Genomic DNA, 26,160 nt, shown 5'->3' with positions numbered 1-26,160 from the left:
CATGTTTCCGCTGCCGCCTTTGATCTCGGGCACCCGCAATCTGGCTGACGGCTTCTTCCGGTGCGGAAGGAGCCCTTTTCCATGGCCAAGTTCAACACCGCCACCGCCCGCCCGTCGGGCACATCCCCGATCGTCGGCGAGAACACCCCGACCGGCCTCACCCACGAAGGCGCCCCCGGATTCGCCCGCGATGCTCGCTCGGAACTGTTCCTGCTCGCTGTCGCCAATATGGTCGGCGAGAAGACCTTCTACGAGTCGGCGAGCACCCGCGACGACCGGTACGAACAGCTCGTCCGCCACCTCGCCGTCACCGACCCGCAGTGGACCGGCGCGTTCCTGCGCTGGCTGCGCGCCGACGGCAACATGCGCTCCGCGTCCCTCGTAGGCGCGTTGGAAGCCGCTAAGGCCATGGTTGCCGCCGGAATCCCCGGATCCCGCGCCATCGTCGCCGAAGTGCTTCAGCGCGCCGACGAGCCGGGCGAAGCGCTCGCCTACTGGACGGGCCGCTACGGGCGCGCGATTCCGAAGCCGGTGAAGCGTGGTATCGCCGATGCGGTGCTGCGCCTGTACACGGAGCGGAGCCTGCTCAAGTACGACACCGCCAGCAAGGGTTTTCGGTTCGGTGATGTGATCGACCTCGTTCATCCGGTCGCCGACGCACCGTGGCGGGGTGACCTGTTCAAGTTCGCGCTCGATCGGCGGCATGGCCGCGACGACGACATTCCCGAGTCGCTGGCGACGATCTGTCACAACGATTTGGTGCGTGCGACTGCCGCCGACGACCCGGTAGTGCTGCTCAACGCTGACCGTCTCAACCTGGCGGGCATGACGTGGGAGGACGCGCTGTCGCTGGCCGGGTCGAAGGTCGACAAGGCGCGACTGTGGGAAGCCCTCATCCCCTCGATGGGCTACATGGCTTGCCTGGCGGAAGGCACACCGGTGTGGTTGCCGGATGGCACGACCGCCCCCATCGAGGAGGTTGTGGCGCGGCGCCTTCCGGTCCTGTCGTATGACAAGTCGTGGGACACCCGCCCTGTGAAGTACGGCCCTGGGCAGGGACCTCGGGACATGTCCGTTGGCGCTTTGGTGCCCGCTGCCCCCTCGGCCTGGCTCGACATGGGCGTTCGACCGGTGGCAACGATTCGGTTCGTCTCTGGGCGGGTTATTGAGGCGACGTACGACCACCGCTGGGTGCGACAGCGGAAGAGTGGACGCCAAGCGTGGGAGTGGACCACGACGGCCGACCTGAGGGTCGGTGACCGGATTCCGGCACCGCTGACTGCCGACTATTTCGGCGACGAGGGTGACGCATGGGACGGCTACTTCGTCGGCGCGATGCTCGGCGACGGCGGAATGACGGCGCTCTCGCCAGAGTTCCACGGCGACCCGGACGACGGTGCAGTGGCGTTCATGCGCGAGTACGCGACCAAGCACAACTGTGGGATACGCGAGGATCAGCGCGGAAAGATCGTTCGGATGCGGTTCCCGTTCAAGCAGTGGCAACGCAATCCGCTTACCGACGTGTTGCGCCGCTACGAGGTGTGGGGCAAGCGCGTCGAGGTCAAGGCATTGCCGCAGCGGCCGTTTAGTCGTGAGTTCTGGATCGGGGCACTCTCCGGTCTCATCGACACAGACGGGTGCGTGCGCGAGCGACACAACGCCAAGGGCACGTTCCATGCCTCGGTGGAGTACGCAACGGTGTCTCGGCGGCTCGCCGACCAGGTGTCCGACACGCTGCTGCGGCTGGGCGTGACAAACGTTGTGCGGGAACGCCCGGCGAGGGGCATCGGCAACTTTCCGCTGTTCGTGGTGGAAGTGAGCCGGGCGACCGCCGTAGTGCGGCTCGCCGGACTGCTCGACCTTCGGATCGGATACAAGTCCACGGCCCTGATTCGGGCTGCCGAACGCCTTGCTCACGTTTCTCCTGCCCAAAGCGAGATGCACGGCTACGACGAGGCTGTGGCGCTGGACCGAATCGCAGCGATCGAGGATGGGGGCGAGCGGGCCACCTACTGCGTGACCGTCGAGCCATCGAACTTGTTCATCGCCAACGGGATCGTCACAGGCAACTGCCTCCGCAACCTCCGCAACTTCGACCAGGCCGGCGTATCCGATGAGGTTGCCGCCCAGGTTGCCGCCCGCCTCGCCGACCCGCAACAGGTGGCCAAGTCGCGGCAGTTTCCGTTCCGGTTCCTCGCCGCCTACCGCAACGCGCCGTCGCTGCGGTGGGGGTATGCGCTCGACAAGGCGCTCACCGCGTCGCTGTCGAACGTGCCCGAACTGTCTGGGCGGACGCTGGTGCTGGTGGACCGGTCCGGGTCGATGTTCGGTCGCATGTCGGAGAAGTCGGAGCTGACCTCAGCCGACGCGGCAGCCGTGTTCGGGTCGTCGGTGGCGCTGCGCAACGTCGGCCGGGTGGATCTGGTCGAGTTCGGCAACGGGTCGAACGTGATCGACGTGAAGCCCGGCGATTCGCTGCTGCGCACCGTCGACAGGTTCACCAACCTGGGCGGCACGCAGACGCTGGCGGCAGTGCAGCGCCACTACGCCGGCCACGATCGGGTGCTGATCGTCACCGACGAGCAGGCATGGTCGGGCTACGGCGATCCCGGCTCGGCGATTCCGGCGACGGTACCGCTGTACACGTGGAATCTGCTCGGCTACCGGCACGGGCACGGCACGTCGGGGTCGCGTCACCGCCACACTTTCGGCGGGCTGACTGACGCTGCGTTCCGGATGGTGCCGCTGATCGAGGCAGGACAGTCGGCGAAGTGGCCGTGGAACGAGTAGTGGCGGAAGCCGCGATTGCCGGACGGCTGGTGCTCACCATCGACCCGGCCGTCCGGTTCGGGCATCCGCATCTGCGTGGTATCCCCACCGACGCCGTAGCCGGCATGGTGTACGGCGGCGATTCGGTTGCTGTGGTCTGCGACGAGTACGACATGACCCGGCATGAGGTGCTGCTGTGCTGCTGGTGGGAAGGCTCGCAGGGCGTCTACCGCAAGCAGTGGCGGGCGTGGGCCGAACAGGTGCAGCCGGCGTTGGGTGGCTGGGTGAAACCGCTCGACGTGGATGCGCTGCCGGACCCGCCCGGCCGAGACGCCGCCGAGATGTAGGGACGCCCCGCAGCCGAGGATGGCGCGGGGCGTCTCGCTGTCCGGGCGACTGTCAGCCAGTCAACCCGTCGTCGGTCTTGTCGACGTGTGGAAGTGGCGCACGTCGAGGCATCTTCGCGCCCTTCTCGTGGACTGCCCATCGGGCGAAGTCTCGCAGGTAGGAGGAACGGTCGGTTCCGACTGCCTTCGCTGCGGCATCCAGTTTCTCCCACAGTTCCTCATCCATGCGGATGGTCTGCCGGGCTGTGCCTCTGCCGCTCTTGCTGGTCACGTCGGACACGGTATCGGCTGCCGAGGTGTCATGACGCTGGTCGAGAGAAGTGTCATGACGTTTTCGCGTCGCGCTCGTTGAAGGTGTCATGACACCATGCTACCGTGAGTGTCATGACACAGGGAAGCTCGGTCGGGGCGCGTGACGACGTGTTCGCGCAGGCGGAAGCCGCAGGGCATCACTGGTTTGTGCTCGAAACCGCGACCGGTCGAATCCTGTTCACCGACCACACCTGCCGGGGTGCCCGCTCGTGGGCCGCGCACGTAGCCGGTGCACCCACCTGGCGGATCCGCGCCGGTCTGTACGGCGTGGGCAGTCGGACGGGAAGCCTCACCATCACAACGCGAGACGAGGCCGAGCGCCGCCAACAGCCGACCAACCACAACCGGGAGGTCTGACCGTGGTCGTCACCGTCGCGGCCACCCTCGACAACACGATCGGCGAGCGGGTCACCACCCAACTGGCCGTGGAGCGCGCAGACCGGCTCGGCTGCGGCTGCACCCGCTACACGTGCCGCCGGCCCGGACCGCCCACAGGCTGCCAGCAAGTGCAGCTGCTCACCGGCTGCGGCTTGCACCCCCGCGACTTGGAGGACTAACCCATGCCGTCTGCGTCACCCCTTGCGGAGGGCCGACCTGTGGCCTCGCACGCCTGCCTGTTCGTCGGCGACCACCACATCAGCCTGACCCTGTGTCACCCCACCGCCCGCCAACACATCCCCCTCGCCGGGCGTGTGGACGACGGCGACTGGTACGACGACCCGGCTGGTTGCGCCCGTGTGGCCGCTGACCGTGTGCTGGCTGCCGCCGGGTATCGGCGTGCCAGCGGGTGGGGTTACGACCCTGCCAGTGACACGCTCACCGCATCCCTCGCCGTGACCGAAAGGACTCCCGCGTGACGACGGTGACTGTCGAATACGACTGCTTCAACGCCTGCCGGTACGACATTCCGACCGCGCTCAAGGACAGCCAGTCGGCGCTGTCGAACGCCGCGCTGATTGACACGCTGACGGCGATGGCCGACGCCCAGCACGACCGGGAGTGCCCGACATCGCAGCAGACCAGCAAGCCGAACAACTGACCGAAGGAGAACCCGCATGCCCCTGTTGTCTGACCTGATCGGCGAGTGCAACGAGTCCACCATCGCGCATCACGCCTCCGGCCGCCGCACCCGCACCGAAGCGCTCGCCCGCCTGACCGCGAACGGCCTGACCGTCGACCGGGCCAACGAGCTGCTGGACGCGCCCGTCGACCCGGCCCTGTTCGACCACTACGGGACGTGGCCCGCGCACCTGCGGCCCGCCAACGCCTGACCGGCGTACCGCCGCCCCGGAACCCGTGTCCGGGGCGAGCGGTAGCCGACCAGACCCCGAAGACAGCATCAGGAGCCGACAATGACCGCCCTTCCCCGCGCCGTACTCGTAGACATCGACGGCACCCTCGCACTCCGCACCGGCAACCGCAGCCCCTACCACTGGCACCGCGTCGGCGAAGACGACCCCAACCCGGCTGTCATGGAACTTGTGCAGACCATCGCCGCCGCCGGCCAACACCACATCATCCTGCTGTCCGGACGCGACGAAGTATGCCGCGAGCAGACCGTGATGTGGCTCGACGCCCAGGGCGTGCCGTTCCACGAGCTGCACATGCGCGGGCACAAAGACAACCGAAAGGACTCCATCATCAAGGCCGAGCTGTACCGCACCCACATCGAAGGCCGCTACGCGACGGCGTTCGTCATCGATGACCGCGACCAGGTCGTGCAGATGTGGCGACGCGAACTCGGTCTGACATGCCTCCAAGTTGCGGAGGGGGCGTTCTGATGCACATCCTTCTCTCCGGCGTCGTCGGGTCGACCGCGTACGGGCTGGCCGGGCCCGACTCCGATCGGGATGTGCTCGGCGTCTACGTCGCACCCACCGAAGCGTTTCACGGGCTCAACCCGCCCACCGGCCGTGACGCATCCATCGTCCGCCACGACCCGGACGCCACGTTCCATGAGGCGGCGAAGGCTGCGACCCTCATGCTGGGCGGCAACCCCACAGTGACTGAGATTCTGTGGCTACCATCCGACCTGTACGAGGTGCGCACACCACTCGGCGACGAGATGATCGCCATCCGGAAGGCGTTCCTGTCCGCGAAACGTACCCGCGACGCCTACTTCGGCTACGCCACGTCCCAGCTCAAGAGGCTGCTCGACACCGGCCAGTTCAAGTCGAAGATGCGCAAACGGCAAGCCAAACATGGTCGGCATCTGCTTCGCCTGCTGGATCAGGGGTTCGCCCTCTACGCGACTGGTGAGCTACCGATCCGAGTCGATGACCCGCAGCGGTATCACGACTTCGGCGAGGCGGTGGCCGCCAACCCCGAGGCGGCCCGTCCCGCGCTGGCCGAGGCCGAAGCCCGGTTCGATTCAGTCCGGTCGGTGCTGCCGGACGAACCTGACCGGGCGGCGGTGGAGGCGTGGCTGTTGCGGGTCCGCCGCGCCTACCTGGATCCGGCGTGACCGGCTTCGAGGCCGCGTCCACCGAGACGCTAAGCGCCGTCGCCGCCAATCTGCGGCGGGGTTTGGATGTGGTCGCGTCGCGGATCGCCGCCGGCACGTTCCATGAGGTCGGGCCGAAAGGCGCGGCACCGCCGTCACAGTCTGGCCAGCTCACGCTTCTGCTCCTCACGGGGGTAGAGGCGGAGTTGGCGCGTCGTCTTCCTCACGTCCCGACCCAAAGGAGCCCTCATGCCTGACCTGCCCGATGCCGCAATCTCTGGCCTGGTCCTCTTCGGCGTGCTCGCCGTGGTGTGGGCCATCCACTCCGCCGCCCGACCGAGGAGGCGTCGATGACCGCCGACGTCTGCACGATCGTCACCGAGTTTCTGGGCATCATGCTCGACCCGTGCGGCAGGGAAGCCACCCACACCTCTACCGGCCGCTGCGAGCACGGGCACACCCGCACCCGCCACATCTGCACCATCCACGCCGACGGATTTCGGAACGTGCCGGCGGCGATCGTGTGCGAGCAGTGCTCCGGTGAAGGCCGCGACACGCAGATGGTGGTGCAGATCGCTGAGGTGACGGCATGACCGACTTCCACTGCATCGAGGTGGCTGCGTTCTTCGGCGATGAGGACACCTACCACGACCTGCATCTGATCGGCCCGTACGGGTCAGCGGCCCGCCGCGACCGCGACCTGGTGCGGCTGTCCGAACTGCCCGGCAACAACGGTGACGCCACCTTCGCCGCATCCAGCCGCAATCCGGCAACGGCCGACCACTGGTGCACCCCCGATCAGATCGAGCACGTCAAGCACTTCAACCAGGTCGTGGGGGTGCTGTACCACTACGAGGTTGACGACGACGGCAACGACGTCCGGTATCACGCTGCCGAAGTTCCGACGCCTGCCGCACCGGGACGGCGGACGGCACGTCAGGTGACCGGGCAGGACGCCCTGTTCGACCTAGCCGGAGGTGCCGCGTGATGGGTATCCGCTTCTTGGAGGGCTGGATTCCCCTCCACCGCATCCGCGTTCTCGCCAACCTGTACGGCGGGGCCGCCCGATTTCGCACCCTCGCATCGGGGCGACGCTGGTCGATTCTGCTGATCCGCCACGACCCGTCCATGCCGGCTGTGCCGCCGGGTGAGCGGCCGACGTTGGCGGAGGCGATCGAGGAAGCCGACCGGCACCACCACGCCAAGCCAATCGGGCCGGGAGTACAGCCATGACCACCAGTGACCCGTTCGTGCTCGCCCGCCGTGTCGCCGGATGGCTCGCCCACACCAACGGCACCAGCCGCGAACAGCAAACCCTGCAAATCTTGAAGGTCACCGAAGAAGCCGGCGAGGTCGCCGCCGCGTGGATCGGCACGGTCGGCCAAAACCCGCGTAAGGGTGTCACCCACACCACCTCGGATGTGGCGGGCGAGTTGGCGGATGTGGTGTTGACGGCGCTGGTGGCGATTGCCGGCCTCGGCCTGGACCCGGAGCGGGTTGTTGGCGAGTGTGTGGCCAAGATTGCTGGCCGGTTGGATGAGGCTGCCGGGGTTTCGTCGTGACCTGCCTCGCCGAGCATGCCCCGTCCGCTGTGCGCACCGAGTTTGAGGGCTGGGATCGTGTGCCCCGCTCGTGGGTGCGGCAGGCCCGTAGTGGCTGCCCGGACTGTGCCCGCTGGGATGTCCGCCGTGCCCGCCTCGCCGGGATGCGGGCCACGTACCGGCGTCGCGCTCGGGGGCGTAGCTGGTGACTTGGACCGTGTTCACGTCGTGGTGTGCCAGCGGCAGCCTGCGAGCCGACGAAACCTCCCAGACGTTTCCCGACTGGCCGTCTGCCCGCCGCCAAGCCCTCCACCTGGCCTGTCTCCGAGATGCCCGCTACGTGTCGGTGCAGGGCCCGGGTGATGTGGCGGTTGCCGAATGGGACCGGTACACGAACAGGTGGCGGGAGTATCCGCGTGCCCTAGCGGTCGCCGGTCATCACGATTCGGATGCGTGGGAGACGGTGTCCGGGTGGGTGTGGGTGTGCCGCACCTGCCACGCCAGAGGTAAGGGCGACGGTGAGGCGGATGCCCGCCAGCAGTTGGCCCGACATGATGCCGGCCCGGTCGCGTGGTGGGTGGTCGAATTCGCCAAGCCCGTCGCGTCCGCCAACCAAACCCACACCGACTGACCCACACCCACCGAAGGAGAACGCCATGGGCTACCTCAACCCGCACACCCACAACCTCGATGGACCCGAGAGGCCGCCGATCGTCGTCCTCTGCGGATCGACCCGCTTCCGCGACTACTTCCACCGCCTCAACCAGCAACTGACCCTCGACGGCTGGATCGTCCTCGCTCCGGGCGTCTACGGGCACGCTGACGGCTACACGCCCACCGAGGACGAGAAGAACCGTCTCGACACACTTCACCTGCGAAAGATCGACATGGCGGACCGCGTGCTCGTGGTCAACCCGAACGGCTACATCGGGGAAAGCACCCGCAACGAGATTGCGTACGCCGAGCGGATCGGCAAGCGGATCGGCTACCTCGAACGGCCCGCCGTCCGCACCAACTAACCCGCGCCGACCCGAGAGGACCGACCGTGGACAACCCGACCGGACTGGCGTTGCTCGCCGAGATTGCAGCCGACAAGGTGGTCCGAGACCAGGCCGGGCGCAGCTGGTATCGCACATGGAGCAATGAGGTCACCAACCAGGTCACCGAACTGGTAAAGGCCGGCTGGCTCTCGACCCGCTTCGTGGACGGGCAGTGGATCCTGACCCCTGCCGGTGAAGCAGCGCTCAAGCAGGCCGCCAACCCCGACCCTGCTTCGCAGTGATGCCCAGCAGAGGTCTCTCTGTCGTACCTGCCGCCTACGCTCCGAAATCGCCGGCCCGCCTTACCCCCGTGGAGGCGGGCCGGTCCATTTCTTGACTGGTTCAACTCAGGCCCCCCTGCCTGCCGACTGCTCGCATACGGCTCGGTCCGACACTTCCGAACGTGGTGTCCCCAGACCAGCCGTGGCCGCCCGGCCATCAAGAGCTGGCGGAGATTCTGCGCCGCGACATCCACGCCGGCCGGCTAGCCCCAGGTGCCCCGATCCCCTCAGACCGCTGGCTAGAGGAGACGTACGGCATCGGCCGCAACACTGTCCGCGCCGCCGTGACGCTACTGCGCGCGGAAGGACTCGTTGTCAGACGGCACGGCCAAGCTACCCGGGTGCGCCAGATGCCGGTCAAACAGCCGATCGACCTCGCTGGTGTGACGCGGATCGAGGTGCGGATGCCGTCCCCAGACGATCGGGACCGTCTGCGTGTTCCGGACCTGGGTGTGCCTGTCTTCGAGGTGCACCGTCGGCCTGGGGTGGTGGAGTTGCTGCCCGGCGACCGCTGGTTTGTGCCCGCACCGGGCGCATCCTAACGACTATTCACCCTGGACGGTTACGGCCTGCGCGGAGGTTTCCGCCATCTGTATAGGCCCCCTACTGCAACTTGCATCCCGCTCATGTTTCGGCATCCTCGGATACTCAACAACCACAGTGGATCTACTCAAATGGGTGGCGATGCGCCATGTCTGAAACCTGGCTTTGACCCCCGAACAGGGGTCACCCGAACAGGCATGACGGGCGGCACAGTAGGTCACAGCAGCGCAGACACCCGCCGGATACTCTCCTGCAAAACAATCCACCAAGGTAAACATTCCGTAAAGTGAACGACCGGTAACGCAAGATCGATCCATGGGGGGACCGGCATGCGAAAAATCCGCCACCGACGGCACCGACCCGGACGCTAACCCCCGCACCCCTCCCCAGCGTCCCCAGGAGCCGACATGCGCCTCATCCTCTGCGCCGCAGCCGCAACCGCCGGCATAGCCGTAGCCCTCGCCTCCGGCCAGGACCCGGCCCACGCCGACACCCCGGACGGCCTAGTCACCGGCACCGTCAACGCCGTACTCGACCCACTCACCAGCAAACGGAGCCCGGACCGGCCGACACCCGTCCGCGACACCCTCAGCAAGACGACGACCGCCGTCGACAAGACGCTCACCGCTACCGGCGGCACCGTCAAAGCGGTCACCGACACCGTCGACAAGGCCGTTGAACCGCTGCCCGTCGTCGGGCGCACCGTCGACAAGGTCACCGACACCACCGACAAGACGCTGGACGCCGTCACCAAGCCCGGCAGCAATCCTGCCGAGCCGGCCACCGACCCGCACGAAGGCGAGAACGGTCACGGCAGCCCAAATCCCGACGCCCAAATCCCGACACCAGCAGCACCCGACACCCCGGACACCCAACCACCCACACCCGACGCCACCCGCCGCCCCAGCGGCCCCCAGACGGCGCCCGAGCCGGCCGACCGGTCCCCCACCCGCACCGGCTCGGGCGCCCACCCGCTGCCGTGGCAGACACCAGCCACCAAACCCGCACCGCCCACCGCCACCGCCACAGCGACCCCAGACGGCAGCGCCGTCATCGACAGCGGACGCGACCGCCACGACCAGCAGCAGCACGCCCACCACGACAGCGACAGCCGGGCACCAGCCCCGTCAACCCCCACCATCGACGCTGAACCCGCCACCACCACCGCCACCGCCGCACGCAGACAGCAGCCCGCCACCAGCCCGATCCCCCACCGCCACGGCAGACGATGCCCGCCGCAACCCCCATCAGGCTGAGCCACACCACACACCCCCGCACCGCAGGTGCACCGGCCGCAACCAGCGGCACACCCCCATCCACCTCTCTCAGCCTGGGAGCCTCACGTGAACAACCTGGAAGACACCGGGGAAATCACCGCCCGGCAGCGCGCCGCCGTACACATCGCCGACCTGTTGGACCGGCGCGCGAAAGCCCGCCCACCGCGATGCATGATGCTCGGCGCCGTGAGCATGGGCGTCCTGTTCATCTTCGACCTCGCCATCTTCGGCAGCCACCTGTGGCAGTCCCGACACCGCGCCGAAATCGGGGTTGCCCTTGCCGTACACCTAGCCCTGTTCGCGGTGATCTGCCTCCTCACCGTGTACATGGCAGTCACGGTCGCCCGCGTCAGGATCGACATGCGGCGTTCCGCCGAGCAGGATCAGATCGACTCGTATCGGGAAGACCGGTGGCGTCAGCAGCGGCAGGCCGACGTCGACACGATCCTTGAGGCGCTGTCGGAGGTGAGTGAGAGTCTGCGGCAGGCGAAGGTCGGGAAGCTGATCGAGGATTTGGCGTACGGCGATGAGGTGGTTCCGATCGGCCGCCGCCGTACGTCCAGCTGACACCCTCGGCGAAAGCCGCCCGTTCGCATTGCGGCGGGCGGCTTTCGTGTTTGTGCAGGTCGAAGCTTGGTGTGTGTACGCCTCAACTGCGCTGCCGCCTTGGTGGCCGAGTAGGCGTAGACCTCCATGGCCGGGACCCGCAGGCCGTCGACCGAGCCGATGTTGATCACGCGGGCCGGGTCGTCCGGGCCGGCGGCGGCACGCAGGGCGGGCAGTAGCTCGGTGGTCAGCCGGAAGGCTGCCTTGACGTTGATCGCCCAGAGCTTGTCGAACGCGCTCTCCGGGTAGTTTTCCAGCGGCGCGCCCCAGGTGGCGCCCGCGTTGTTGACCAGTACGTGCAGTTGGTCCACCCGGTCCCGTACGGCGGCGGCCAGGCCCCGCGCTCCCTCGTCGTGGCCGAGGTCGGCCGGGATGGCCTCGCACCGGCCGTGGGCGGAGAGTTCCTCCGCCACCGCCGCACAGGTCTCCGCCTTGCGGGACGAGATGATCACGTGTGCGCCAGCGGCGACGAAGCCCTGGGCGATCATCAGCCCGATGCCCCGTGAGCCACCGGTGACCAGCACGGTCTTGCCGCGAACCGAGAACAGATCGTGCATGCCCACCCCTCGCGAGCCGATCGGCGCCCGACCGGGAGCCCGGGATCGCCGGCACGGACCGCTCGGGCGCCGCGGCGACCAGATCATACCGATCGGTAACCTATCGGCCCGGCCCGGCCACGACAACCCCACCACCACGTGCCGCCGCGCCGGCACGAGTCGAAGACGCTCCGCGAAGCGGACGCGCGGGTCAGAAGATGCCGCGGCGCGAGCGCACGCGCGGGTCGGAAGATGCCGCGGCGCGAGCGCACGCGCGGGTCGGAAGATGCCGCGGCACGAGCGCACGCGCGGGTCGAAAGATGCCGCGGCACGAGCGGACGCGCGGGTCGAAAGATGCCGCGGCACGAGCGGACGCGCGGGTCGAAAGATGCCGCAGCGCGAGCGGACGCGCGGGTCGAAAGATGCCGCAGCGCGAGCGGACGCGCGGGTCGGAAGAGATGCGTACGGCCGGGTCGCGGGCTAACGTCGCAGGTGATGGTCCCTTCCCGTCACCTCGCCACAGCCCTGCCCGACGCTGTCTCCGGTCCCGTCGAGATCGACACGATCACGTTGAGCAGCCTCGCCACTGACGCGGGGTGGCGACGCCAGGTGCTGCTGGACCGAGAGCTGATCGTGCTGGCCACCGGCGGTCACGGCTACGCCGAGGTGGATTTCCGCCCCCTGCCCTGCCGGCCCGGCACGTTACTGCGGCTGCGTACCGGGCAGGTGTTGCGCTGCACGCCACCCCACCTGGACGCCACGGTGGTCCGCTGGCATCCGGAGGCGCTCTACGGTCTGGACGTCAGCGTCGACGAGGTGCCGCCCTGGGCGCAGCTCGCCGGGGAGGACGAGGACGCGGTCATCAACGAGGTGAGCCAGCTGACCGTGGACGCTCGCCGGCATCGGGACACCCCGACCGGCCGCAGCCTGCTGCGCCACCAGTTGACCGTGCTGCTGCTGCGGCTGAGCATGCTGCCGTCCGGTAGGCGCCGCGCGGCGCGCCCGGAGGAGGAGACCTTCCACCGGTTCTGCCGCGAGGTGGAACTCAGCTACCAGCACACCCGCCGGGTCGAGGACTACGCCGAGCGGCTTGGTTGTTCGGTGCGTACGCTCACCCGGGCCTGCCTGGCGGTGACCGGGCGCAGCGCCAAGCAGGTGCTTGACGAGCGGGTCGCGCTCCAGGCCAGCCGACTGCTGGCCGCCACCGACGAGCCGATCGCCCGGATCGGCCGGCGGCTCGGATTCACCGAACCGACCAACTTCGGTCGCTTTTTCACCCGGGAGGTCGGCGTCAGTCCCGGTGCCTTCCGGGCCACTCGCGAGCATCCCCGGCCGGGCCCGGTCATCCGCCCCCGGCCACCCGCCGAGGCCGCCGGAGGCTGACCGGCCGCGAGCCGAGGCCACCGGAGGCTGACCGACCGCGAGCCGAGGCCGCCGGAGGCTGACCGGCCGCAATCCGAGGCCACCGGCGGCTGACCGACCGCGATCCGAGGCCACCGGCGGCGCGCCGAGGCCGCGGAGGCTGACCGGCCGCGTGACCAGTCGGCCCGGCGACGCCCTGACCGGCACGGGTTGGGCATGATGGCAGGGTGCAGATCTCCGCGCGTGGCGACTACGCGGTGCGGGCGGCGCTGAGCCTCGCCGCCGCGTACCCGGCACTGCTGTCCACCCAGACCATCTCCACCGAGCAGGACATGCCGCGCAAGTTTCTCGAAGCGGTACTGGCCGACCTGCGGCGGGCCGGCATCGTCCGGGCCCAGCGGGGCGCCGAGGGCGGCTACACGCTGGCCCAACCGCCCCGGGAGGTGACCATCGGCGCGGTGTTGCGCGCGGTGGAGGGGCCGTTGGCCGGCGTGCGGGGGCTGCGCCCGGAGGAGACCAAGTACGAGGGGGTGGCGCAGCACCTGCCCGGCTTCTGGGTCGCGGTGCGTGCCTCGCTGCGTCGGGTGGTCGACGAGGTGAGTCTGGCCGACGTGGTCGCCGGTCGGCTGCCGGCTCACGTCCGGCGGCTGACCACGCTGCCCGACGCCTGGGAACCCCGCTGACGCGGGGTAAGGAAGGGCCCCCTGTTAACGCCTGGTGTATAGGAAGGGCCCCTTCCTAACGCCGTCAGGCCGCGCGGGATCACCTGCTCGACGCCGCCGGTCAGGCCGTGCGGGATCACCTGCTCGACGCCGCCGGTCAGATCGTGCGGATCACCTCGTCGGTGGGCAGTCGGGGCAATCGGTCACCCCATGCCTGCGGGCCTGGCCGCCCGATGTTGATCACCAACAGCGCCTCGTGCCGGCCGTCGGGAAAGAACTCCCGGGTCACGCCGGCCGCGTCGAAGCCGGCCATCGGTCCGGCGGCCAGCCCGGCGGCGCGTACCCCGATCAGCAGGTAGCCGAGCTGGAGGGCGGCGTTGAACCGGGCTTGCGCGGCGCGCTGCTCCTCGTCGGCCAGCCAGTCGCGGGCCTGCGGGCGGTGCGGGTACAGCTCCGGCAGCCGTTCGTGATAGTCCAGGTCGGCGGCGGCCACGGCCACCAGGGGCGCGGCGGCGGTCTTCGCCCGGTTGCCGCTCGACAGGTACGGCAGCAGCCGCTGGCGGGCCTGCGGCGAGCGGATCAGCAACAGTCGCAGCGGTTGTCCGTTGTAGGCGGTCGGGCCGTACCGGACCAGGTCGTGGATCGCGGCGATCTGCTCGTCGCCGACCGGCTCGTCGGTGAAGGTGTTTGCCGTGCGGGCGGCCCGGAAGAGCAGGTCCTGGGCGGCCCGGTCGAGCATGAACAGATCGTCGCGCAGCGGTACCCCGGTCATGCCGAGGTCGCCGTCGGGTCTTCGCCGCGGCGGTGCCGGGCGGTCGGATGGCACATGGATGATCCTCTCCGAAGGGCATTCGTCGCGACCTAAAACCTACCTGATGGATAGGATTAGCGGATCGCAGCCGACCGCCGGCGTCCACTACGGACGGGGCGGGGTTTGACGGATCGACGCCGGGGGCATCTTCGAGCGCGCAGGGACCGCGATGAAGGGAGGCCCACGATGGGTCTGATGTTCCGCAAGCGCAAGAAGTACGGGCCACTCGTTTTGAACTTCACCGAGAACGGCTTCTCGTCCTGGAGCATCCGGATCGGCCGGTGGTCCTGGAACTCGCGGGCCAAGGCGCACCGGGTCGATCTGCCCGGCCCGCTGTCCTGGAAGCAGGACAAGTCTCGGGCGTGAGGTCCCGAGGTCGAGCGGGGCGCCGGATCTCTCCGGCGCCCCGCTCGGCGTCCTACCCCCCACAGGGGTTATCGCCACCGGTGGGTGGCTTGTCGTCACGCAGCTGACCGGACGGCTGTGACCAGCACGTCGCCGCCGAGCCGGCCCTGCTCGGGCGTGCGGCTGACCTGCCCCGCGTCGAGCAGCGCGGTCAGTGCCCGCGCCGCGTCCACGGCCCGGTACGCGGTGGCGGTCACCGCGTACCGGCGCAACTCGGTGACCGTACGCGGGCCGTTGCCGGCCAACTCGGCCAGCAGGGCGCGTGCCAGCGGCGCCGGGTCCACCTCCGGCGCGGGCGACAACGGCATGCCGTACGGGTCGAGCAGCCGGTGCCCGGCCGCCCACAGTTCCTCCTTCATCGCCTCCAGGCTGCGGTCGGAGCCGCTGCCGAAGCCGACCCGCCGCCCGGTGTCGGCCAGCTCCACCTCGGTCGACAACGGGAACCCGGCGTCGGCCAGCGCCGGCCGCAGCGGTACGCCCGCACCGGCGAGCAGCAGCGCTTCGGCGGGCCGCCCGGTCGCGGCGGCGGAGAGCGCCACCGGGTCCACGGCCTGTTCCGCCGCCAGATAGCTGAGCAGGGGCGCCCCGGCGGCGCCGGCCGCTCGCAGTGCCACCGGCAGTCGGCCCGGCGGGCCGGGCATCAGGTGCACCGCGACCTCGGGTGGCAGCCCGGCCTCCAGCGCGCCGAGCCGGGTGGGCAGGTCGTCGACGTCGTCGGCAAGCACCAGCACGGTCAGCCGGCAGCCCCGCAGCCGGTCGGCGTACGCACCGACCACCCGCAGCGCTTCCTCGGCGACGCCCTCGTCGTCCGCACCGCACACCAGGGCGACGGTGCCCCGTCCCCCGCCACGCTGGCGCCCGCTCCCACGCACCACTCCCGCCACCCACCCCCGCAACCGCGCCCCGAACATCCCGCCCAAACCCACCACCGGTCCCCCACATCGCCTGTTGATCAAGAGCCTCTGGCCAGCGAACAGCACTCAGACTGACACAAACCTCTTGATCAACTCGGCGCGGAATCGCCCACACTCCCTTGATCATGAGGTTGGCGGCAGTTTGAAGATCAACGACTGCCGCCAACCTCATGATCAACGGGACAAAGGGGTGGGGTGGGTGTGGGTCGGGTTAGGCGGGGATGGAGATGCCGGTGCCGCCGCGGGTGTGGGAGCCGTAGCGGGCGATCTCGGCGGACAGGTCGAGCCGGCCGATCCGGGTACGGGCGGCGAGCGCGGCGTCGTCGAGCCGGTCGGCCGGCACCAGCCAGACCACCTCGAACTCCAGCCCGTCCGGGTCCTGGCCGTAGAGGCTCTTGGTGGTGCCGTGGTCGGAGGTGCCGACGAGCGCACCCGCCTCGGCCAGCCGCTTGGCGGTGGCGGCCAGTTCGGCGAGCGTGTCCACCTCCCAGGCCAGGTGGTAGAGGCCGACGGTGGCCCGGCCGGCGGTCGACCTGCCCGCGCCGGCACCGATCTCGAACAGCCCGAGATCGTGGTCGTTGGTGGAGTCGGGTGCCTGGAGGAAGGCGGCACCGCGGAAGCCTTCCGGGGTCATCGGCACCCGACGGAAGCCCAGCACGTCGCGGTAGAACGCGACGCTGCGGTCGAGGTCACTGACGTAGAGCACGGCGTGGTTGAGGCGATGAATTCCCATGCCACCAACGCTAGCTCCTTTTAGTTGAGCGTTCAACCAGTTGGCTATGATGGTGGTCATGACCCGCTGGCTGGATCCGGACGAACAGCGCACTTGGCGGGCCTTCCTGGCCGCCTCCCGGGCGCTCATGGACACGCTCGACCGAGAACTGCAACGCGACGCCGGCATGCCGCACGCCTACTACGAGATCCTGGTACGCCTCTCCGAGGCACCCGAACGCCGGCTGCGGATGAGCGAGTTGGCCGACGCGACCGGTTCCTCCCGCAGCCGGCTCTCCCACGCGGTGGCCCGCCTGGAGGCCGCCGGCTGGGTCCGCCGCGAGGACTGCCCGACCGACAGGCGTGGGCAGTTCGCCCTGCTCACCGAGGAGGGCTTCGCCACCCTGGCCGCCGCCGCACCCGGCCATGTCGAGGGGGTACGCCGACACCTGTTCGACCCGCTCAGCCCGGCCCAGGTCGACCAGTTACGCCAGATCAGCGAGGCGCTGACCGATCACCTGAACGACCCCTGACCGGATCCGGACCGAACCACTCCGGCGCGGGTCTTGTACATATCGTCGTCGGATGAGCACGATGGGGCGTGCCCTCCGGCTTCGGTGAACTGACTGATCAGGTGCACGACCTGGTCTCCGCTGGCGATCTCGCCGGCGCCCAACGGCTGCTCGCCGACGCGCTGACCGGCGCCGATCCGCGCCCCGCCAACGCGACACCAGAGCTGGCCGAGGCGGCCAGCCTGCATGCGCGGGTGCTGGTCGCGCTCGGCGAGCCGCACTCGGCGCGCGGCTGGGCCGCCTTCGCGTACGCCGCCGCCAGCCGACTGCACGGTCGCTCCGACCCGCGTACGGTGGCCGCCGCCGCCACCCTGGCGGCGGTGCTGCACCGGGTGGGCAGCTGGTCCCGGGCGGCCCGGCTCTACCAGGAAGTGATCATCGAGCTGACCGCGTCGGACGGGCCGGAGTCGTTGCGGGTGCTCGCCGCACATGCCGACCTGGCCACCGTGGAGTACGCCCGCGGCCAGTGCCAGATGGCACGTGACCGGCTCCAGGACGCCTGGGAACTGCACCGCGAGGTCTACGGCGACGGGCATCCGAGCGGGATCAAGATGCTCGCCCGGCTCGGTTCGATGCAGCGCGACTGCGGGCTGTTCGGCGAGGCGCACGACAACCTGTCCCTGGCACGCGAGCTGTGCCGCCAGTACCTCGACCCGGACGACCCGCTGGCGGCCCAGGTGACGACGCTGGCCCGGGCGGCAGCAAATCCCGATCATGTCTGCGCCGACACGCCACCGGTCGGCGCGCAGGGGCCGACGGTGCCCGCCGCCCGCACCTCGCCGCCCGAGGGCCTCGCCGCGTCGCAGTGGCCCGACCCGCTCCGATCGGACAGCACCGGTTCGGGCCCGGCCGCGCCACCCGCGAGCGCAACCGACCCGACGGAGACCAGCGCGACCGGCACCGCCGGGACGGGCGGAAGCGGTCCGGGGTGGTCGGATCAGGACGGGGACGAGTTCGCCGGGACACAGCTCCCGTGGCCGGACAGCGACCCGGGCTGGGCGGCGGACTCTGCCCCGGGCCCGGCCCCCTCCGGCCCGATCGACTCACTCCACCCGAGCGCCGAACACCACCCGAGCGCCGAACACCACCCGAACACCGAACAACGCCCAAGCGCCGAACAGCAGCACGAGACTGCGGGAGCGCACCTGGCAGGAGAACCCTTCGCGGGCCCGGAGCAGCATCCGGCCGAGGGGTATCACCCCAGCCAGGGGCATCCGTCGACGGGTTACGCACCGGCCAGCGCGGCCTCGCCCGTGCCCACCCCCCGGCAGCCGGTGGACGGACCGGCCGGGCCGCCGGAGGACTGGTGGACCGGACCCGCCGTCGACGAACCCGAGCCCTACCCGTACTCGTACCCCACGGTCCAGCCCGGCTCCCAGCAGTACCCCGCCGGCCAGACCGAGACCGATCCGTACCCCGCCGGCCAGACCGAGACCGATCCGTACCCGACGGGCCGGACCGGTGGCGATCCCTACCCTGACGAGCCCGACCTCGATCCGTCCCCCGCAGCGGCGGCGTCGCCGTCGTACCCGGACCAGTCGACCGCCGTGCCGCCGAGCGTGGCCGACCTGACCGGGCCGGCCCCGCAGGCACCCGGCGTGTACCGGCTGCGTCGGGTCGCCGAGCCGGAGCGGTCGGAGCCGCCGTCGCGGCTGCTGCCGGTGCCGGTACGCCGGACGCCGGTGCCACCCCGGCAGCCGAACCGGCTGGTCTTCATCGTCGCGGCGGGCGTGATCGTGGTGCTGCTCGGCACCGCTGCGGTCATCGCGGGGGTGTCGCGGGTCGACCGGGCCGGCACCACCACCCCGACCGCGAGCGACGCCCCGGGTGGGCCAGCCGCACCCACGGCCACCACCTCCGCCCCGGCTCCGGCGTCCCCCGGTACCCCACCCACCGGGCTCGCCCTGACGGACAACCGCGACAGCGTGACGCTGAGCTGGAAGTACCCGGCCGGGAGCGAGGGACCGGTGATCGTCTCGGGTGGCCGGACCGGCCAGCCGCCGACGCCCTTTGCCGACCTGCCCGCCGGCACCGAGAGCTTCATCGTCTACAGCCTCGACCGTAGACTCGACTACTGCTTCACGGTGGCGGTCGCCTGGTCCACCGAGACCGTGGCCCGCTCGGACGAAGTCTGCACGAAGCGTCGCTGATAATTGCCGGCCCGGCGGGGCCAGGAACGCGCACGGCCCGCGGCCGGGGGCCGACCGCAGGAATGTCGCCGGGTCGGTCGTGCTGGAACCCGTCGATCACGGCGCGGTATCTTTGTCAGTTCAGGCAACAAAAAAGAACGGCTGCGAGAAGCCGTTCTTGTGTCGCATTCTAGCCACCTGGGAGACGGATTGTCAAGGCACTCCGGCGGTTCGCCGTCCGACGACGAGATCGGCCGCGAGCAGGAGTACGTCTCGATGCTCTACCGCCGCCTCGACGACCTGCGGGAACAGGCGTCCGAACGGCTCACCGAACAGCTGCGGGCCACCGGCGGCACCCGCCAGGACCGTTCCCAACGCGACAGCTCGGTGCGGATGTACGCCGAGCAGGTCGAGCAGTTCTCGGCAGTGGAGAACGGCCTCTGTTTCGGCCGGCTGGACACCGACGACGGCGAGCGCCGCTACATCGGCCGGATCGGCATCTTCGACACCGACGGCGACTACGACCCGCTGCTGATGGACTGGCGGGCCCCGGCCGCCCGCGCCTTCTACCTGGCCACCGCCGCCAATCCGCAGGGCATCCGTCGGCGTCGGCACCTGCGTACCCGGCAGCGCAAGGTGACCGGCATCAACGACGAGGTCCTCGACCTGGCCGCCGTCTCGCCCACCGGGCACGAGGAACTCACCGGCGAGGCGTCGCTGCTGGCCGCGCTGAACGCCGGCCGGACCGGCCGGATGCGCGACATCGTCGAGACCATCCAGGCCGAACAGGACCGGATCATCCGGGCCGACCTGCCCGGGGTGATGGTGGTGCAGGGTGGGCCGGGCACCGGCAAGACCGCAGTGGCGCTGCACCGGGCGGCGTACCTGCTCTACACCCACCGCCGGGAGCTCTCCAGCCGGGGCGTGCTGCTGGTCGGCCCGAACGCCACCTTCCTGCGCTACATCTCGCAGGTGCTGCCCGCGCTGGCCGAGACCGGCGTACTGCTGCGTACCCAGGCTGATCTTTTCCCCGGCGTGACCGCGCGGCGCACGGAGCCGGCCACCACCGCCGCGGTGAAGGGACGCGCGGTGATGGTGGAGGTGCTCGCCGAGGCGGTACGCGACCGGCAGCGGGTGCCCGACCAGCCGCTGGAGATCGCGCTGCCGCAGCGGGAGATCCTGATCCTCGACCCGGCCACCGTGCAGGCGGCCCGGGACCGGGCCCGCCGCAGCGGTCGGCCACACAACCTGGCCCGTGCGGTGTTCGACATCGAGATCGTCCACGCGTTGGCGGCCCAGGTCGCCGAGCGGATCGGCGCCGACCCGCTGGGCGGGGAGAACCTGTTGGAGGAGGCCGACCTCGCGGAGATCCGCCGCGAGCTGCGCGAGGAGCCGGAGGTACGCGCCGCGCTTGACGACCTGTGGCCGGTGCTCACCCCGCAGCGACTACTCGCCGATCTGTACGCCTCGACCGAGCGGCTCGCCACCGCCGCGCCGATGCTTACCGCCGACGAGCGGGCCGCACTGCACCGCGAGCCGGGCGGCTGGACCCCGGCGGACGTACCGCTGCTGGACGAGGCGGCGGAGCTGCTCGGCGAGGACGACCGATCCGCCGCCGCCCGCCGGGAACGCCTCCGCGCCCTGCAACGCGAGTACGCCGAGGGTGTGCTGGAGATCGCCCGGGGTTCCCAGTCGATCGACGTGGAGGACGAGGCCGACGGCGGTGAGATCCTCGGCGTGACCGACCTGCTCGACGCCGACCGGCTGCTGGAGCGGCAGGAGGAGGCCGACCGGCTGACCACCGCGCAACGGGCGGCGGCCGACCGGGGTTGGGCGTTCGGTCACGTCATCGTCGACGAGGCGCAGGAGTTGTCGCCGATGGCGTGGCGGCTGCTGATGCGTCGCTGTCCGAGCCGCTCGATGACAATCGTCGGTGACGTGGCGCAGACCGGCGCACTCACCGGTACGCCGTCCTGGGCGGAGGCGCTCAAGCCGTACGTGGCGGACCGGTGGCGGTTGACCGAGCTGACCGTCAGCTACCGCACCCCGGCCGAGATCATGGCGGTCGCCGCGGACGTACTGGCCGAGATCGACCCGGCGTTGCGACCACCGCGCGCCGTACGCTCAAGCGGGTTTCCGCCCGTCGAGCGGTCCGTGCCGGCGCGGCGGTTGGCCGCAGAGCTGATCGAGATCGCCACCGCGGAGGCGGCCGGGCTGGCCGACGGGCGGCTCGGCGTGATCGTGCCCGGCGGTCGGGTGGACGACCTCGGTGCGGCCCTGACCTCGGCGTTGCCGGAGGCGGCCGTGGGCGAGCAACCCGACCTGGAGAGCCGGGTGGTGGTGCTCACCGTCGCCGAGGCCAAGGGGCTCGAATTCGACTCGGTCATCCTGGTCGATCCGGATCGGATCGTCGCCGAGTCCCCCCGTGGCCCCAGCGACCTCTACGTGGCCCTGACCCGCGCCACCCAACGCCTGACCACCCTCACCCCCACCCCCTGACCCCTCGGGTTGATCATGACGTTGTTGCCGGCGCGCTCGGACGGCGTGTCGGCGACAACGTCATGTCAACAGGTTGGCTGAGGTGGGTCAGTCGAAGCTGCCGGAGTGGGTGGCCGGGCTGGACTGGTCACTTGTGGAACCGCCCGACGGGGTGCTGAAGCCACCGGTGGTGGCGTCACCCGTCGTGGTCGGGGCCACCTTGCCCCGGTGCCGCTCCGGCTGGCGGGCCACCCGACGGGCACTTGCCGGTCCGGCCGTACCGCCGGTCGTGGTGATCGCGCCCTGCCCACGGGTGGGGCCACCGTCGCGCAGCACGGTCGGATCGATCGGCACGTGCGCCGGATCGTCCCGGTCGTCGCGCTGAATGGCACTCTCCACATCGGTCGGTGGCACGGTCACCTCGTCCAGCGCGCCTTCGCCGTACACGCCACCGGCGATCCGCTCCTCGGCCCGGCGGGCGGCTTCCTGTCGCATGTCGTCCTCACGCACGATCCATCACCTCACAAAAGGGCTGGTCCTGAGTGCGTGCCCGGTAACCGGCGGGACTAACCCGTCGGGCGACCGGATGGCGGGTACCCCCGGCCGTGCCGCGCGGCAGCGGAAGCGGACGGCCCGCGCGGAACAGGGAGCGGACGGCCCGCGCGGCGGAAACCCGACATTCGGCACCAACGGCCCAGGAGGCGGAGGCGGCGCAGGAGGCGGAGGCGGCGCAGGAGGCGGAGGCGGCGCAGGAGGCGGAGGCCGCGCAGGAGGCGGAGGCCGCGCAGGAGGCGGAGGCGGCGCAGGAGGCGGCAACGGGTGGCCGGGCCACTGCGCGCAGCCCTGATCGCGGGGATCCCCTGGCCGATCGAGGGTTACTGCTTCCGTGACGCCGGGTAGACGCGGGGTGCCCCCGCCAAGCACGCGAACCGTGCCGTGGCCGACACGCGGTAGCGGGGCGAGGGTCGCAGGACTCATCACATCCTGAGGAGGACAGATGAGCACGCAGGCTGCATCCACCAGGCCGATGAACCGTCCGGGTCCGGACGTCCAGCATCGGCAGGCAATGCAGGAGACACCGACCCAGCCGATGCCGATGATGCACGACGGGCATCGGGAGCCGATGCCGGCACCGGGTACGGAGACCAAGCAGGCGTTCCTGACCACGGAGTTCTGGATCTACGCGGCTGCCGTCACCCTCGTGGTGATCTCCGCCTTCTGGCGTGGCACGACCGCGAATGGTCTGAACATCAACAACCCGGGTCAGGCGTGGCTGTTCATCACCCTGCTGACCCTCGGTTACCTGGGTAGCCGTGGTCTGGCCAAGGCCGGAAGCCAGCGGCGTTCCGGCCAGGAGCGGCGGCAGCGCGGGCGCTGACCTCCGCGCGTAACACGGTGGCCTTCCGGGTTCGTCCCGGAAGGCCACCGTCCCGTTCACCTGGAGCGGGTCGGCCTAGAACTCCTCGAAGCCGCCGAAGTCACCGCCGAAGTCACCGCCGCCGAAGTCACCGGCCGCCTCGGCGATCTCCTCCTCGCCGCCGTCGAGAGCGTTGCCGATCATGTGACCGGCGAGCATGCCACCGGCGGCACCGAGCGCCGCACCGGCCACCACGCCACCCATGCCGACGCCACCCCGACGCTGCGGCTGGCCGTACTTGCCGGGCGGGCCGTACGCCTGCGGTGCGCCGTAGCCGGGCGGGCCGTAGCCCGGGGCACCGAACGCCTGCGCCCGCAGGGTGCTGAAGCGGTCGATCGTCTCGCGCAGCCAGCCGTCGACCACCTGCGTCCAGTCGTGGTTGTCGGCCTCGGCGTGCCCGACCTGGTAACGGCCGAAGACGTCCTGCCCCGGTACGAGGAAGCCGCCTCGCTTGTCGCACTCCAGCACCACGTCGATGCCGTGCGGGTTGGTCACGAAGGTCAGCTCGACCTCGTTGATCACCTGCGCGTACTGCGGCGCGGCGAAGAACTCGATCTCCTGGTAGAACGGCAGCGTCTGCTGCACGCCGTGGATCATGCCGCGTTCGAGGTCCGCCTTCTTGAACCGGAAACCGAGCTGACCGAACGCCTGAAGGATCCGCTCCTGCACCGGCAGCGGGTGCACGTTGATCTCGTCCAGGTCACCCTTGTCGACCGCGCGGGCGATCGCCAGCTCGGTACGCAGCCCCATGGTCATGCCGTGCAACCGCTGCCCGTAGACCGCGGTGACCGGGGTCTCCCAGGGCAGCGGAAGCTGGAACGGGATGGACAGCGCCTGCTTCGGGGCGAGCTGGAGCGGGCCGCTGACCACCTGCCGGTGGAACTCCATCACGCCGGCCTGCTCACCGACCTCGACCCGGGTGACCAGCCCGATGACGATCTGCTCGATGTCCGCCTGGGCTTCCCCGCCGATCAGGTTCACCTGGCCGTTGAGGATTTCTCCGGGCCGGGTGTTCGGGTTGGCCAGGACGGTGTCCACACTGGGACCGCCCACGCCGAGCGCGCTCAACATCTTCTTGAAGACCATCGGTACTCCTGCGAGGTCTGGTGCCCGTTCTCCCTTTAGGAGCGGACGCTGACGGCGGCACGCTATCGAGCGGGCCTGTGAGGTCGCTGAAAATTCGCCCGCCGTCAGGCCCGAACAGCCGTACCTGCCCCAGGCGCGCGGTCCGCCTGAGCGGCGCCGGGGTGGCCGGGTCCGTACGCAGCCGGTGGTCGCCGGGTCCGTGCGGGCCCGGCCACCGCCTGCTCGTGCATTCAGCTCGCGGTGCAGGTCACCGCAGGCACCGGGTTGGTGCCGTTCCAGCTGCCGAGGAAGCCGAAGCTGGTGCTGGCACCGGCACCGAGCCGGCCGTTGTAGTCGACGTTGCGGGCGGTCACCGTCGAGCCGCTGCTGGTGACCGTGGCATTCCAGGACTGCGTCACGCTCTGCCCGTTGGCGTAGCTCCAGCGCACCGTCCAGCCGGTGATGGCGGCGCCACCGGCGGTCACCCGGACGTCAGCCTGAAAACCGCCCTGCCACTGGCCGGTGATCGCGTACGTCGCCGAGCAGCCGGCACCCGGCGGCGGCGTGGTCGTCGGCGGCGGCGGAGTCGTGGGCGGCGGGGTGGTGGCGGGTGGCGGGCTGGTGGTGGTCGGTGGCGGGCTGGTCGGCGGGATCGAGTCGTAGATGGTGGCCTGGCGCGCGGTCTGCCGGATGCCGTTGGTGCCGTTGAACAGGCGCTGGCCCCAACTGGTCAGCTGGTTCGGGTTGAAGTTGGTGGCCATGTCCAGGTACTCCACGCCGCCACTGTTGCCGCTCCACGACCAGCCCAGCCAGCCGATGCCGTTGGCCTGGGTGTACGACAGGATGGCGTCCTCGTCGGGGTCGCCGTCGGAGTGGTAGTGGCCGAACTCGCCCACCACGATCGGCAGGCCACGGCTGCGGAAGCGGCCCAGGTAGTCGCTGATCTCGGCGGCGGTGTCGAAGACGCCGTACATGTGGATGGAGAAGACCGTGTTGCGGGCCGGATCGGCGTTGAACACCGTCGGCGCGTTGTCCCGCATGGTGAAGGACCAGTCCTGGCCCCAGTTCGGCGCGTCCACCATGATGGTGTGCTGGATGCCGCCGTTGCGCAGTCGGCGGATCGCGTTTGACGTGTCGGTGGCCCAGGACGAGTAGTTCTGGTTGCCGTACGGCTCGTTGCCGATGTTGACGATCACGAAGGATTCCTGGCCGTTCAGCGCGCTGGCGATGCTGAGCCAGTAGTCGACCGCGCGGTCCAGGGTGATGGCCGCGCCCTCCTCCCCGTAGCCGGTGGTGTCGTGCACCTCCAGCACGCAGATCAGGCGGTTGGCCTTGCAGAGCTGGATCACGTTTGTCACGTCGGCGGCGCTGTTGCGGGTCCACCGGTCGCCGCTGGAGAGCACGACCCGGACGGTGTTCGCACCGAGCGCCTTGATGTTGGCGAACGAGCTGGTCTGGTTCGCGTACCAGGTGTGCGCGTGGTTGACCCCGCGCATGATGAACTCTCGGCCGTTCGCCTCGTAGAGCTTGCCGTTGCTGACCGTGAAGCCGGTGGCGGCCTGTGCCGACGGGCCGAAGGCGAACACGGCGGCGACGGTCGCCAGCAGGACGGCGCCGACGCCCGCGAATAGTTTTCTCATCACGATTCCTCGCAGGAGATCTCTCCCCCGTGCCCAGGGGGAGTTGCGGTGATGGCTGGTGTGGCGGCTGTAGCCCGACAGCCGCTGCCCGGGGCCCGGCGAGGCAGGGATCAGCGTAGGCCGATGGATTGTCGAAAGCAACCGGTTCAGTAATCTCCGCGACCGCCGCCCGACCCGTGGCGGCCCGTGAGAACGCGGGCCGCCACGGGGGCAGACATCCCCACCACAGGATGTGCACCACGCCGGAGTCTGAACCGGTTCAGGCCAACGGTAGGCAGGGGCCGGGTGAGCGTCAAGAC

General features: G+C 70.0%; 33 protein-coding genes. 24 read left to right on the top strand and 9 right to left on the bottom strand.

Translation table 11 applies throughout. From position 1 onward, the window contains the following. Positions 1–81: 81 nt before the first annotated feature. Both QQG74_RS09115 and QQG74_RS09110 read left to right on the top strand, forming a co-directional pair. Positions 82–2,790: a TROVE domain-containing protein gene (locus tag QQG74_RS09115; RefSeq protein ID WP_341719836.1), complete on the top strand. Its 2,709-nt coding sequence runs from the start codon at positions 82–84 to the stop codon at positions 2,788–2,790. Next, positions 2,772–3,116 (top strand): DUF433 domain-containing protein, encoded by a 345-nt coding sequence (locus tag QQG74_RS09110; RefSeq protein WP_341719835.1) that lies wholly within the window; start codon positions 2,772–2,774, stop codon positions 3,114–3,116. The genes QQG74_RS09115 and QQG74_RS09110 overlap by 19 nt, the downstream gene beginning before the upstream one ends. A 52-nt stretch (positions 3,117–3,168) precedes the next feature. Here the strand turns inward: QQG74_RS09110 and QQG74_RS09105 are convergent, their stop codons facing one another. Further along, positions 3,169–3,477: a hypothetical protein gene (locus QQG74_RS09105; protein WP_341719834.1), complete on the bottom strand. Its 309-nt coding sequence runs from the start codon at positions 3,475–3,477 to the stop codon at positions 3,169–3,171. Between the two features lie 23 nt (positions 3,478–3,500). Here QQG74_RS09105 and QQG74_RS09100 point away from each other — a divergent pair, with 23 nt between their 5' ends. From QQG74_RS09100 to QQG74_RS09030, 15 genes are all read left to right on the top strand, one after another. Beyond that, a complete protein-coding gene (locus QQG74_RS09100) occupies positions 3,501–3,785 on the top strand; it encodes a hypothetical protein (protein WP_341719833.1) in 285 nt (94 codons plus the stop codon). Positions 3,786–3,787: 2 nt separating this feature from the next. Next, positions 3,788–3,985: a hypothetical protein gene (locus tag QQG74_RS09095; RefSeq protein ID WP_341719832.1), complete on the top strand. Its 198-nt coding sequence runs from the start codon at positions 3,788–3,790 to the stop codon at positions 3,983–3,985. A gap of 296 nt (positions 3,986–4,281) precedes the next feature. Continuing rightward, complete coding sequence (locus QQG74_RS09090; protein WP_341719831.1) at positions 4,282–4,467, top strand: hypothetical protein; 186 nt, start codon at positions 4,282–4,284, stop codon at positions 4,465–4,467. 16 nt (positions 4,468–4,483) lie between these two features. Next, positions 4,484–4,699, top strand: a complete 216-nt coding sequence (locus QQG74_RS09085; RefSeq protein ID WP_341719830.1) for a hypothetical protein — start codon at positions 4,484–4,486, stop codon at positions 4,697–4,699. A gap of 81 nt (positions 4,700–4,780) precedes the next feature. Next, positions 4,781–5,209: a hypothetical protein gene (locus QQG74_RS09080; protein ID WP_341719829.1), complete on the top strand. Its 429-nt coding sequence runs from the start codon at positions 4,781–4,783 to the stop codon at positions 5,207–5,209. After that, a complete protein-coding gene (locus tag QQG74_RS09075; protein WP_341719828.1) occupies positions 5,209–5,892 on the top strand; it encodes a nucleotidyltransferase domain-containing protein in 684 nt (227 codons plus the stop codon). Before QQG74_RS09080 ends, QQG74_RS09075 begins: the two co-directional genes overlap by 1 nt. Next, complete coding sequence (locus QQG74_RS09070) at positions 5,889–6,128, top strand: hypothetical protein (RefSeq protein ID WP_341719827.1); 240 nt, start codon at positions 5,889–5,891, stop codon at positions 6,126–6,128. The genes QQG74_RS09075 and QQG74_RS09070 overlap by 4 nt, the downstream gene beginning before the upstream one ends. Before the next feature lie 93 nt (positions 6,129–6,221). After that, entirely contained in the window at positions 6,222–6,464 is a 243-nt protein-coding gene (locus tag QQG74_RS09065; RefSeq protein ID WP_341719826.1) for a hypothetical protein, read from the top strand. Beyond that, positions 6,461–6,859 carry a hypothetical protein gene (locus tag QQG74_RS09060; protein ID WP_341719825.1) on the top strand — a complete coding sequence of 133 codons (399 nt, stop codon included), beginning with the start codon at positions 6,461–6,463 and terminating at the stop codon, positions 6,857–6,859. The genes QQG74_RS09065 and QQG74_RS09060 overlap by 4 nt, the downstream gene beginning before the upstream one ends. Further along, positions 6,856–7,104 (top strand): hypothetical protein, encoded by a 249-nt coding sequence (locus tag QQG74_RS09055; protein WP_341719824.1) that lies wholly within the window; start codon positions 6,856–6,858, stop codon positions 7,102–7,104. Before QQG74_RS09060 ends, QQG74_RS09055 begins: the two co-directional genes overlap by 4 nt. Beyond that, positions 7,101–7,433: a MazG-like family protein gene (locus tag QQG74_RS09050; protein ID WP_341719823.1), complete on the top strand. Its 333-nt coding sequence runs from the start codon at positions 7,101–7,103 to the stop codon at positions 7,431–7,433. Before QQG74_RS09055 ends, QQG74_RS09050 begins: the two co-directional genes overlap by 4 nt. Positions 7,434–8,068: 635 nt before the next feature. Further along, on the top strand, positions 8,069–8,431 hold the full coding sequence (locus tag QQG74_RS09045; RefSeq protein WP_341719822.1) for a hypothetical protein: 363 nt from the start codon (positions 8,069–8,071) through the stop codon (positions 8,429–8,431). Positions 8,432–8,457: 26 nt separating this feature from the next. Then, positions 8,458–8,694, top strand: coding sequence for a hypothetical protein (locus QQG74_RS09040; RefSeq protein ID WP_341719821.1), 237 nt, complete (start codon positions 8,458–8,460; stop codon positions 8,692–8,694). A gap of 161 nt (positions 8,695–8,855) precedes the next feature. Further along, positions 8,856–9,275, top strand: coding sequence for a winged helix-turn-helix domain-containing protein (locus QQG74_RS09035; protein ID WP_341719820.1), 420 nt, complete (start codon positions 8,856–8,858; stop codon positions 9,273–9,275). A 408-nt stretch (positions 9,276–9,683) separates the two neighbouring features. Further along, positions 9,684–10,532, top strand: coding sequence for a hypothetical protein (locus QQG74_RS09030; protein ID WP_341719819.1), 849 nt, complete (start codon positions 9,684–9,686; stop codon positions 10,530–10,532). 69 nt (positions 10,533–10,601) lie between these two features. Here QQG74_RS09030 and QQG74_RS09025 read toward each other — a convergent pair whose 3' ends face one another. Together QQG74_RS09025 and QQG74_RS09020 are read right to left on the bottom strand one after the other, a co-directional pair. Beyond that, positions 10,602–10,841 carry a hypothetical protein gene (locus QQG74_RS09025; RefSeq protein ID WP_341719818.1) on the bottom strand — a complete coding sequence of 80 codons (240 nt, stop codon included), beginning with the start codon at positions 10,839–10,841 and terminating at the stop codon, positions 10,602–10,604. A 128-nt stretch (positions 10,842–10,969) separates the two neighbouring features. Further along, entirely contained in the window at positions 10,970–11,716 is a 747-nt protein-coding gene (locus QQG74_RS09020; RefSeq protein WP_341719817.1) for an SDR family NAD(P)-dependent oxidoreductase, read from the bottom strand. A 474-nt stretch (positions 11,717–12,190) separates the two neighbouring features. Here QQG74_RS09020 and QQG74_RS09015 point away from each other — a divergent pair, with 474 nt between their 5' ends. Together QQG74_RS09015 and QQG74_RS09010 are read left to right on the top strand one after the other, a co-directional pair. Beyond that, complete coding sequence (locus QQG74_RS09015) at positions 12,191–13,078, top strand: AraC family transcriptional regulator (protein WP_341719816.1); 888 nt, start codon at positions 12,191–12,193, stop codon at positions 13,076–13,078. A 206-nt stretch (positions 13,079–13,284) separates the two neighbouring features. Next, a complete protein-coding gene (locus QQG74_RS09010; RefSeq protein ID WP_341719815.1) occupies positions 13,285–13,740 on the top strand; it encodes an Rrf2 family transcriptional regulator in 456 nt (151 codons plus the stop codon). Positions 13,741–13,876: 136 nt separating this feature from the next. Here the strand turns inward: QQG74_RS09010 and QQG74_RS09005 are convergent, their stop codons facing one another. After that, positions 13,877–14,491: a malonic semialdehyde reductase gene (locus tag QQG74_RS09005; protein WP_341719814.1), complete on the bottom strand. Its 615-nt coding sequence runs from the start codon at positions 14,489–14,491 to the stop codon at positions 13,877–13,879. A 225-nt stretch (positions 14,492–14,716) separates the two neighbouring features. Here QQG74_RS09005 and QQG74_RS09000 point away from each other — a divergent pair, with 225 nt between their 5' ends. Continuing rightward, a complete protein-coding gene (locus tag QQG74_RS09000; RefSeq protein WP_222953587.1) occupies positions 14,717–14,896 on the top strand; it encodes a DUF4236 domain-containing protein in 180 nt (59 codons plus the stop codon). A 95-nt stretch (positions 14,897–14,991) separates the two neighbouring features. Here the strand turns inward: QQG74_RS09000 and QQG74_RS08995 are convergent, their stop codons facing one another. Together QQG74_RS08995 and QQG74_RS08990 are read right to left on the bottom strand one after the other, a co-directional pair. Then, entirely contained in the window at positions 14,992–15,756 is a 765-nt protein-coding gene (locus QQG74_RS08995) for a hypothetical protein (protein ID WP_341719813.1), read from the bottom strand. Between the two features lie 304 nt (positions 15,757–16,060). Next, on the bottom strand, positions 16,061–16,582 hold the full coding sequence (locus tag QQG74_RS08990; RefSeq protein ID WP_341719812.1) for a VOC family protein: 522 nt from the start codon (positions 16,580–16,582) through the stop codon (positions 16,061–16,063). A 49-nt stretch (positions 16,583–16,631) separates the two neighbouring features. Between QQG74_RS08990 and QQG74_RS08985 the strand changes: the two genes are divergently transcribed. The 3 genes from QQG74_RS08985 to QQG74_RS08975 all read left to right on the top strand — a co-directional run bounded on the left by QQG74_RS08985 (position 16,632) and on the right by QQG74_RS08975 (position 21,760). Continuing rightward, a complete protein-coding gene (locus QQG74_RS08985) occupies positions 16,632–17,093 on the top strand; it encodes a MarR family transcriptional regulator (protein WP_341721186.1) in 462 nt (153 codons plus the stop codon). Positions 17,094–17,161: 68 nt separating this feature from the next. Further along, on the top strand, positions 17,162–19,282 hold the full coding sequence (locus QQG74_RS08980; protein ID WP_341719811.1) for a tetratricopeptide repeat protein: 2,121 nt from the start codon (positions 17,162–17,164) through the stop codon (positions 19,280–19,282). A 255-nt stretch (positions 19,283–19,537) separates the two neighbouring features. Beyond that, positions 19,538–21,760: an AAA family ATPase gene (locus QQG74_RS08975; protein ID WP_341721185.1), complete on the top strand. Its 2,223-nt coding sequence runs from the start codon at positions 19,538–19,540 to the stop codon at positions 21,758–21,760. A gap of 87 nt (positions 21,761–21,847) precedes the next feature. Here QQG74_RS08975 and QQG74_RS08970 read toward each other — a convergent pair whose 3' ends face one another. After that, on the bottom strand, positions 21,848–22,249 hold the full coding sequence (locus tag QQG74_RS08970) for a hypothetical protein (RefSeq protein ID WP_341719810.1): 402 nt from the start codon (positions 22,247–22,249) through the stop codon (positions 21,848–21,850). Positions 22,250–22,736: 487 nt separating this feature from the next. On the opposite strand from QQG74_RS08970, the gene QQG74_RS08965 reads away from it, so the two are divergent. Further along, positions 22,737–23,117 carry a hypothetical protein gene (locus tag QQG74_RS08965; RefSeq protein ID WP_341719809.1) on the top strand — a complete coding sequence of 127 codons (381 nt, stop codon included), beginning with the start codon at positions 22,737–22,739 and terminating at the stop codon, positions 23,115–23,117. Between the two features lie 75 nt (positions 23,118–23,192). On the opposite strand, the gene QQG74_RS08960 is transcribed toward QQG74_RS08965, so the two are convergent. Continuing rightward, entirely contained in the window at positions 23,193–24,242 is a 1,050-nt protein-coding gene (locus tag QQG74_RS08960) for a sporulation protein (protein ID WP_341719808.1), read from the bottom strand. Positions 24,243–24,472: 230 nt separating this feature from the next. Continuing rightward, positions 24,473–25,861, bottom strand: coding sequence for a cellulase family glycosylhydrolase (locus tag QQG74_RS08955; protein ID WP_341719807.1), 1,389 nt, complete (start codon positions 25,859–25,861; stop codon positions 24,473–24,475). Positions 25,862–26,160: the final 299 nt, after the last annotated feature.

It is taken from the genome of Micromonospora sp. FIMYZ51 (assembly GCF_038246755.1).
Lineage (GTDB): Bacteria > Actinomycetota > Actinomycetes > Mycobacteriales > Micromonosporaceae > Micromonospora.
Note: the sequence above shows the minus strand (reverse complement) of the source record. Positions and strands in the feature narration are given on the sequence as shown.

What these genes read in the sequence shown, in the direction of transcription:
- QQG74_RS09005 (WP_341719814.1), bottom strand. Translation starts at nt 14,491, where the DNA reads ATGACCGGGGTACCGCTGCGCGACGATCTGTTCATGCTCGACCGGGCC.
- QQG74_RS09060 (WP_341719825.1), top strand. Translation starts at nt 6,461, where the DNA reads ATGACCGACTTCCACTGCATCGAGGTGGCTGCGTTCTTCGGCGATGAG.
- QQG74_RS09075 (WP_341719828.1), top strand. Translation starts at nt 5,209, where the DNA reads ATGCACATCCTTCTCTCCGGCGTCGTCGGGTCGACCGCGTACGGGCTG.
- QQG74_RS09085 (WP_341719830.1), top strand. Translation starts at nt 4,484, where the DNA reads ATGCCCCTGTTGTCTGACCTGATCGGCGAGTGCAACGAGTCCACCATC.
- QQG74_RS08960 (WP_341719808.1), bottom strand. Translation starts at nt 24,242, where the DNA reads ATGGTCTTCAAGAAGATGTTGAGCGCGCTCGGCGTGGGCGGTCCCAGT.
- QQG74_RS08985 (WP_341721186.1), top strand. Translation starts at nt 16,632, where the DNA reads ATGGTGGTCATGACCCGCTGGCTGGATCCGGACGAACAGCGCACTTGG.
- QQG74_RS09105 (WP_341719834.1), bottom strand. Translation starts at nt 3,477, where the DNA reads ATGACACCTTCAACGAGCGCGACGCGAAAACGTCATGACACTTCTCTC.
- QQG74_RS09015 (WP_341719816.1), top strand. Translation starts at nt 12,191, where the DNA reads ATGGTCCCTTCCCGTCACCTCGCCACAGCCCTGCCCGACGCTGTCTCC.
- QQG74_RS09050 (WP_341719823.1), top strand. Translation starts at nt 7,101, where the DNA reads ATGACCACCAGTGACCCGTTCGTGCTCGCCCGCCGTGTCGCCGGATGG.
- QQG74_RS08990 (WP_341719812.1), bottom strand. Translation starts at nt 16,582, where the DNA reads ATGGGAATTCATCGCCTCAACCACGCCGTGCTCTACGTCAGTGACCTC.
- QQG74_RS09065 (WP_341719826.1), top strand. Translation starts at nt 6,222, where the DNA reads ATGACCGCCGACGTCTGCACGATCGTCACCGAGTTTCTGGGCATCATG.
- QQG74_RS08955 (WP_341719807.1), bottom strand. Translation starts at nt 25,861, where the DNA reads ATGAGAAAACTATTCGCGGGCGTCGGCGCCGTCCTGCTGGCGACCGTC.
- QQG74_RS08965 (WP_341719809.1), top strand. Translation starts at nt 22,737, where the DNA reads ATGAGCACGCAGGCTGCATCCACCAGGCCGATGAACCGTCCGGGTCCG.
- QQG74_RS09030 (WP_341719819.1), top strand. Translation starts at nt 9,684, where the DNA reads ATGCGCCTCATCCTCTGCGCCGCAGCCGCAACCGCCGGCATAGCCGTA.
- QQG74_RS09045 (WP_341719822.1), top strand. Translation starts at nt 8,069, where the DNA reads ATGGGCTACCTCAACCCGCACACCCACAACCTCGATGGACCCGAGAGG.
- QQG74_RS09100 (WP_341719833.1), top strand. Translation starts at nt 3,501, where the DNA reads ATGACACAGGGAAGCTCGGTCGGGGCGCGTGACGACGTGTTCGCGCAG.
- QQG74_RS08975 (WP_341721185.1), top strand. Translation starts at nt 19,538, where the DNA reads ATGCTCTACCGCCGCCTCGACGACCTGCGGGAACAGGCGTCCGAACGG.
- QQG74_RS09020 (WP_341719817.1), bottom strand. Translation starts at nt 11,716, where the DNA reads ATGCACGATCTGTTCTCGGTTCGCGGCAAGACCGTGCTGGTCACCGGT.
- QQG74_RS09080 (WP_341719829.1), top strand. Translation starts at nt 4,781, where the DNA reads ATGACCGCCCTTCCCCGCGCCGTACTCGTAGACATCGACGGCACCCTC.
- QQG74_RS09000 (WP_222953587.1), top strand. Translation starts at nt 14,717, where the DNA reads ATGGGTCTGATGTTCCGCAAGCGCAAGAAGTACGGGCCACTCGTTTTG.
- QQG74_RS09115 (WP_341719836.1), top strand. Translation starts at nt 82, where the DNA reads ATGGCCAAGTTCAACACCGCCACCGCCCGCCCGTCGGGCACATCCCCG.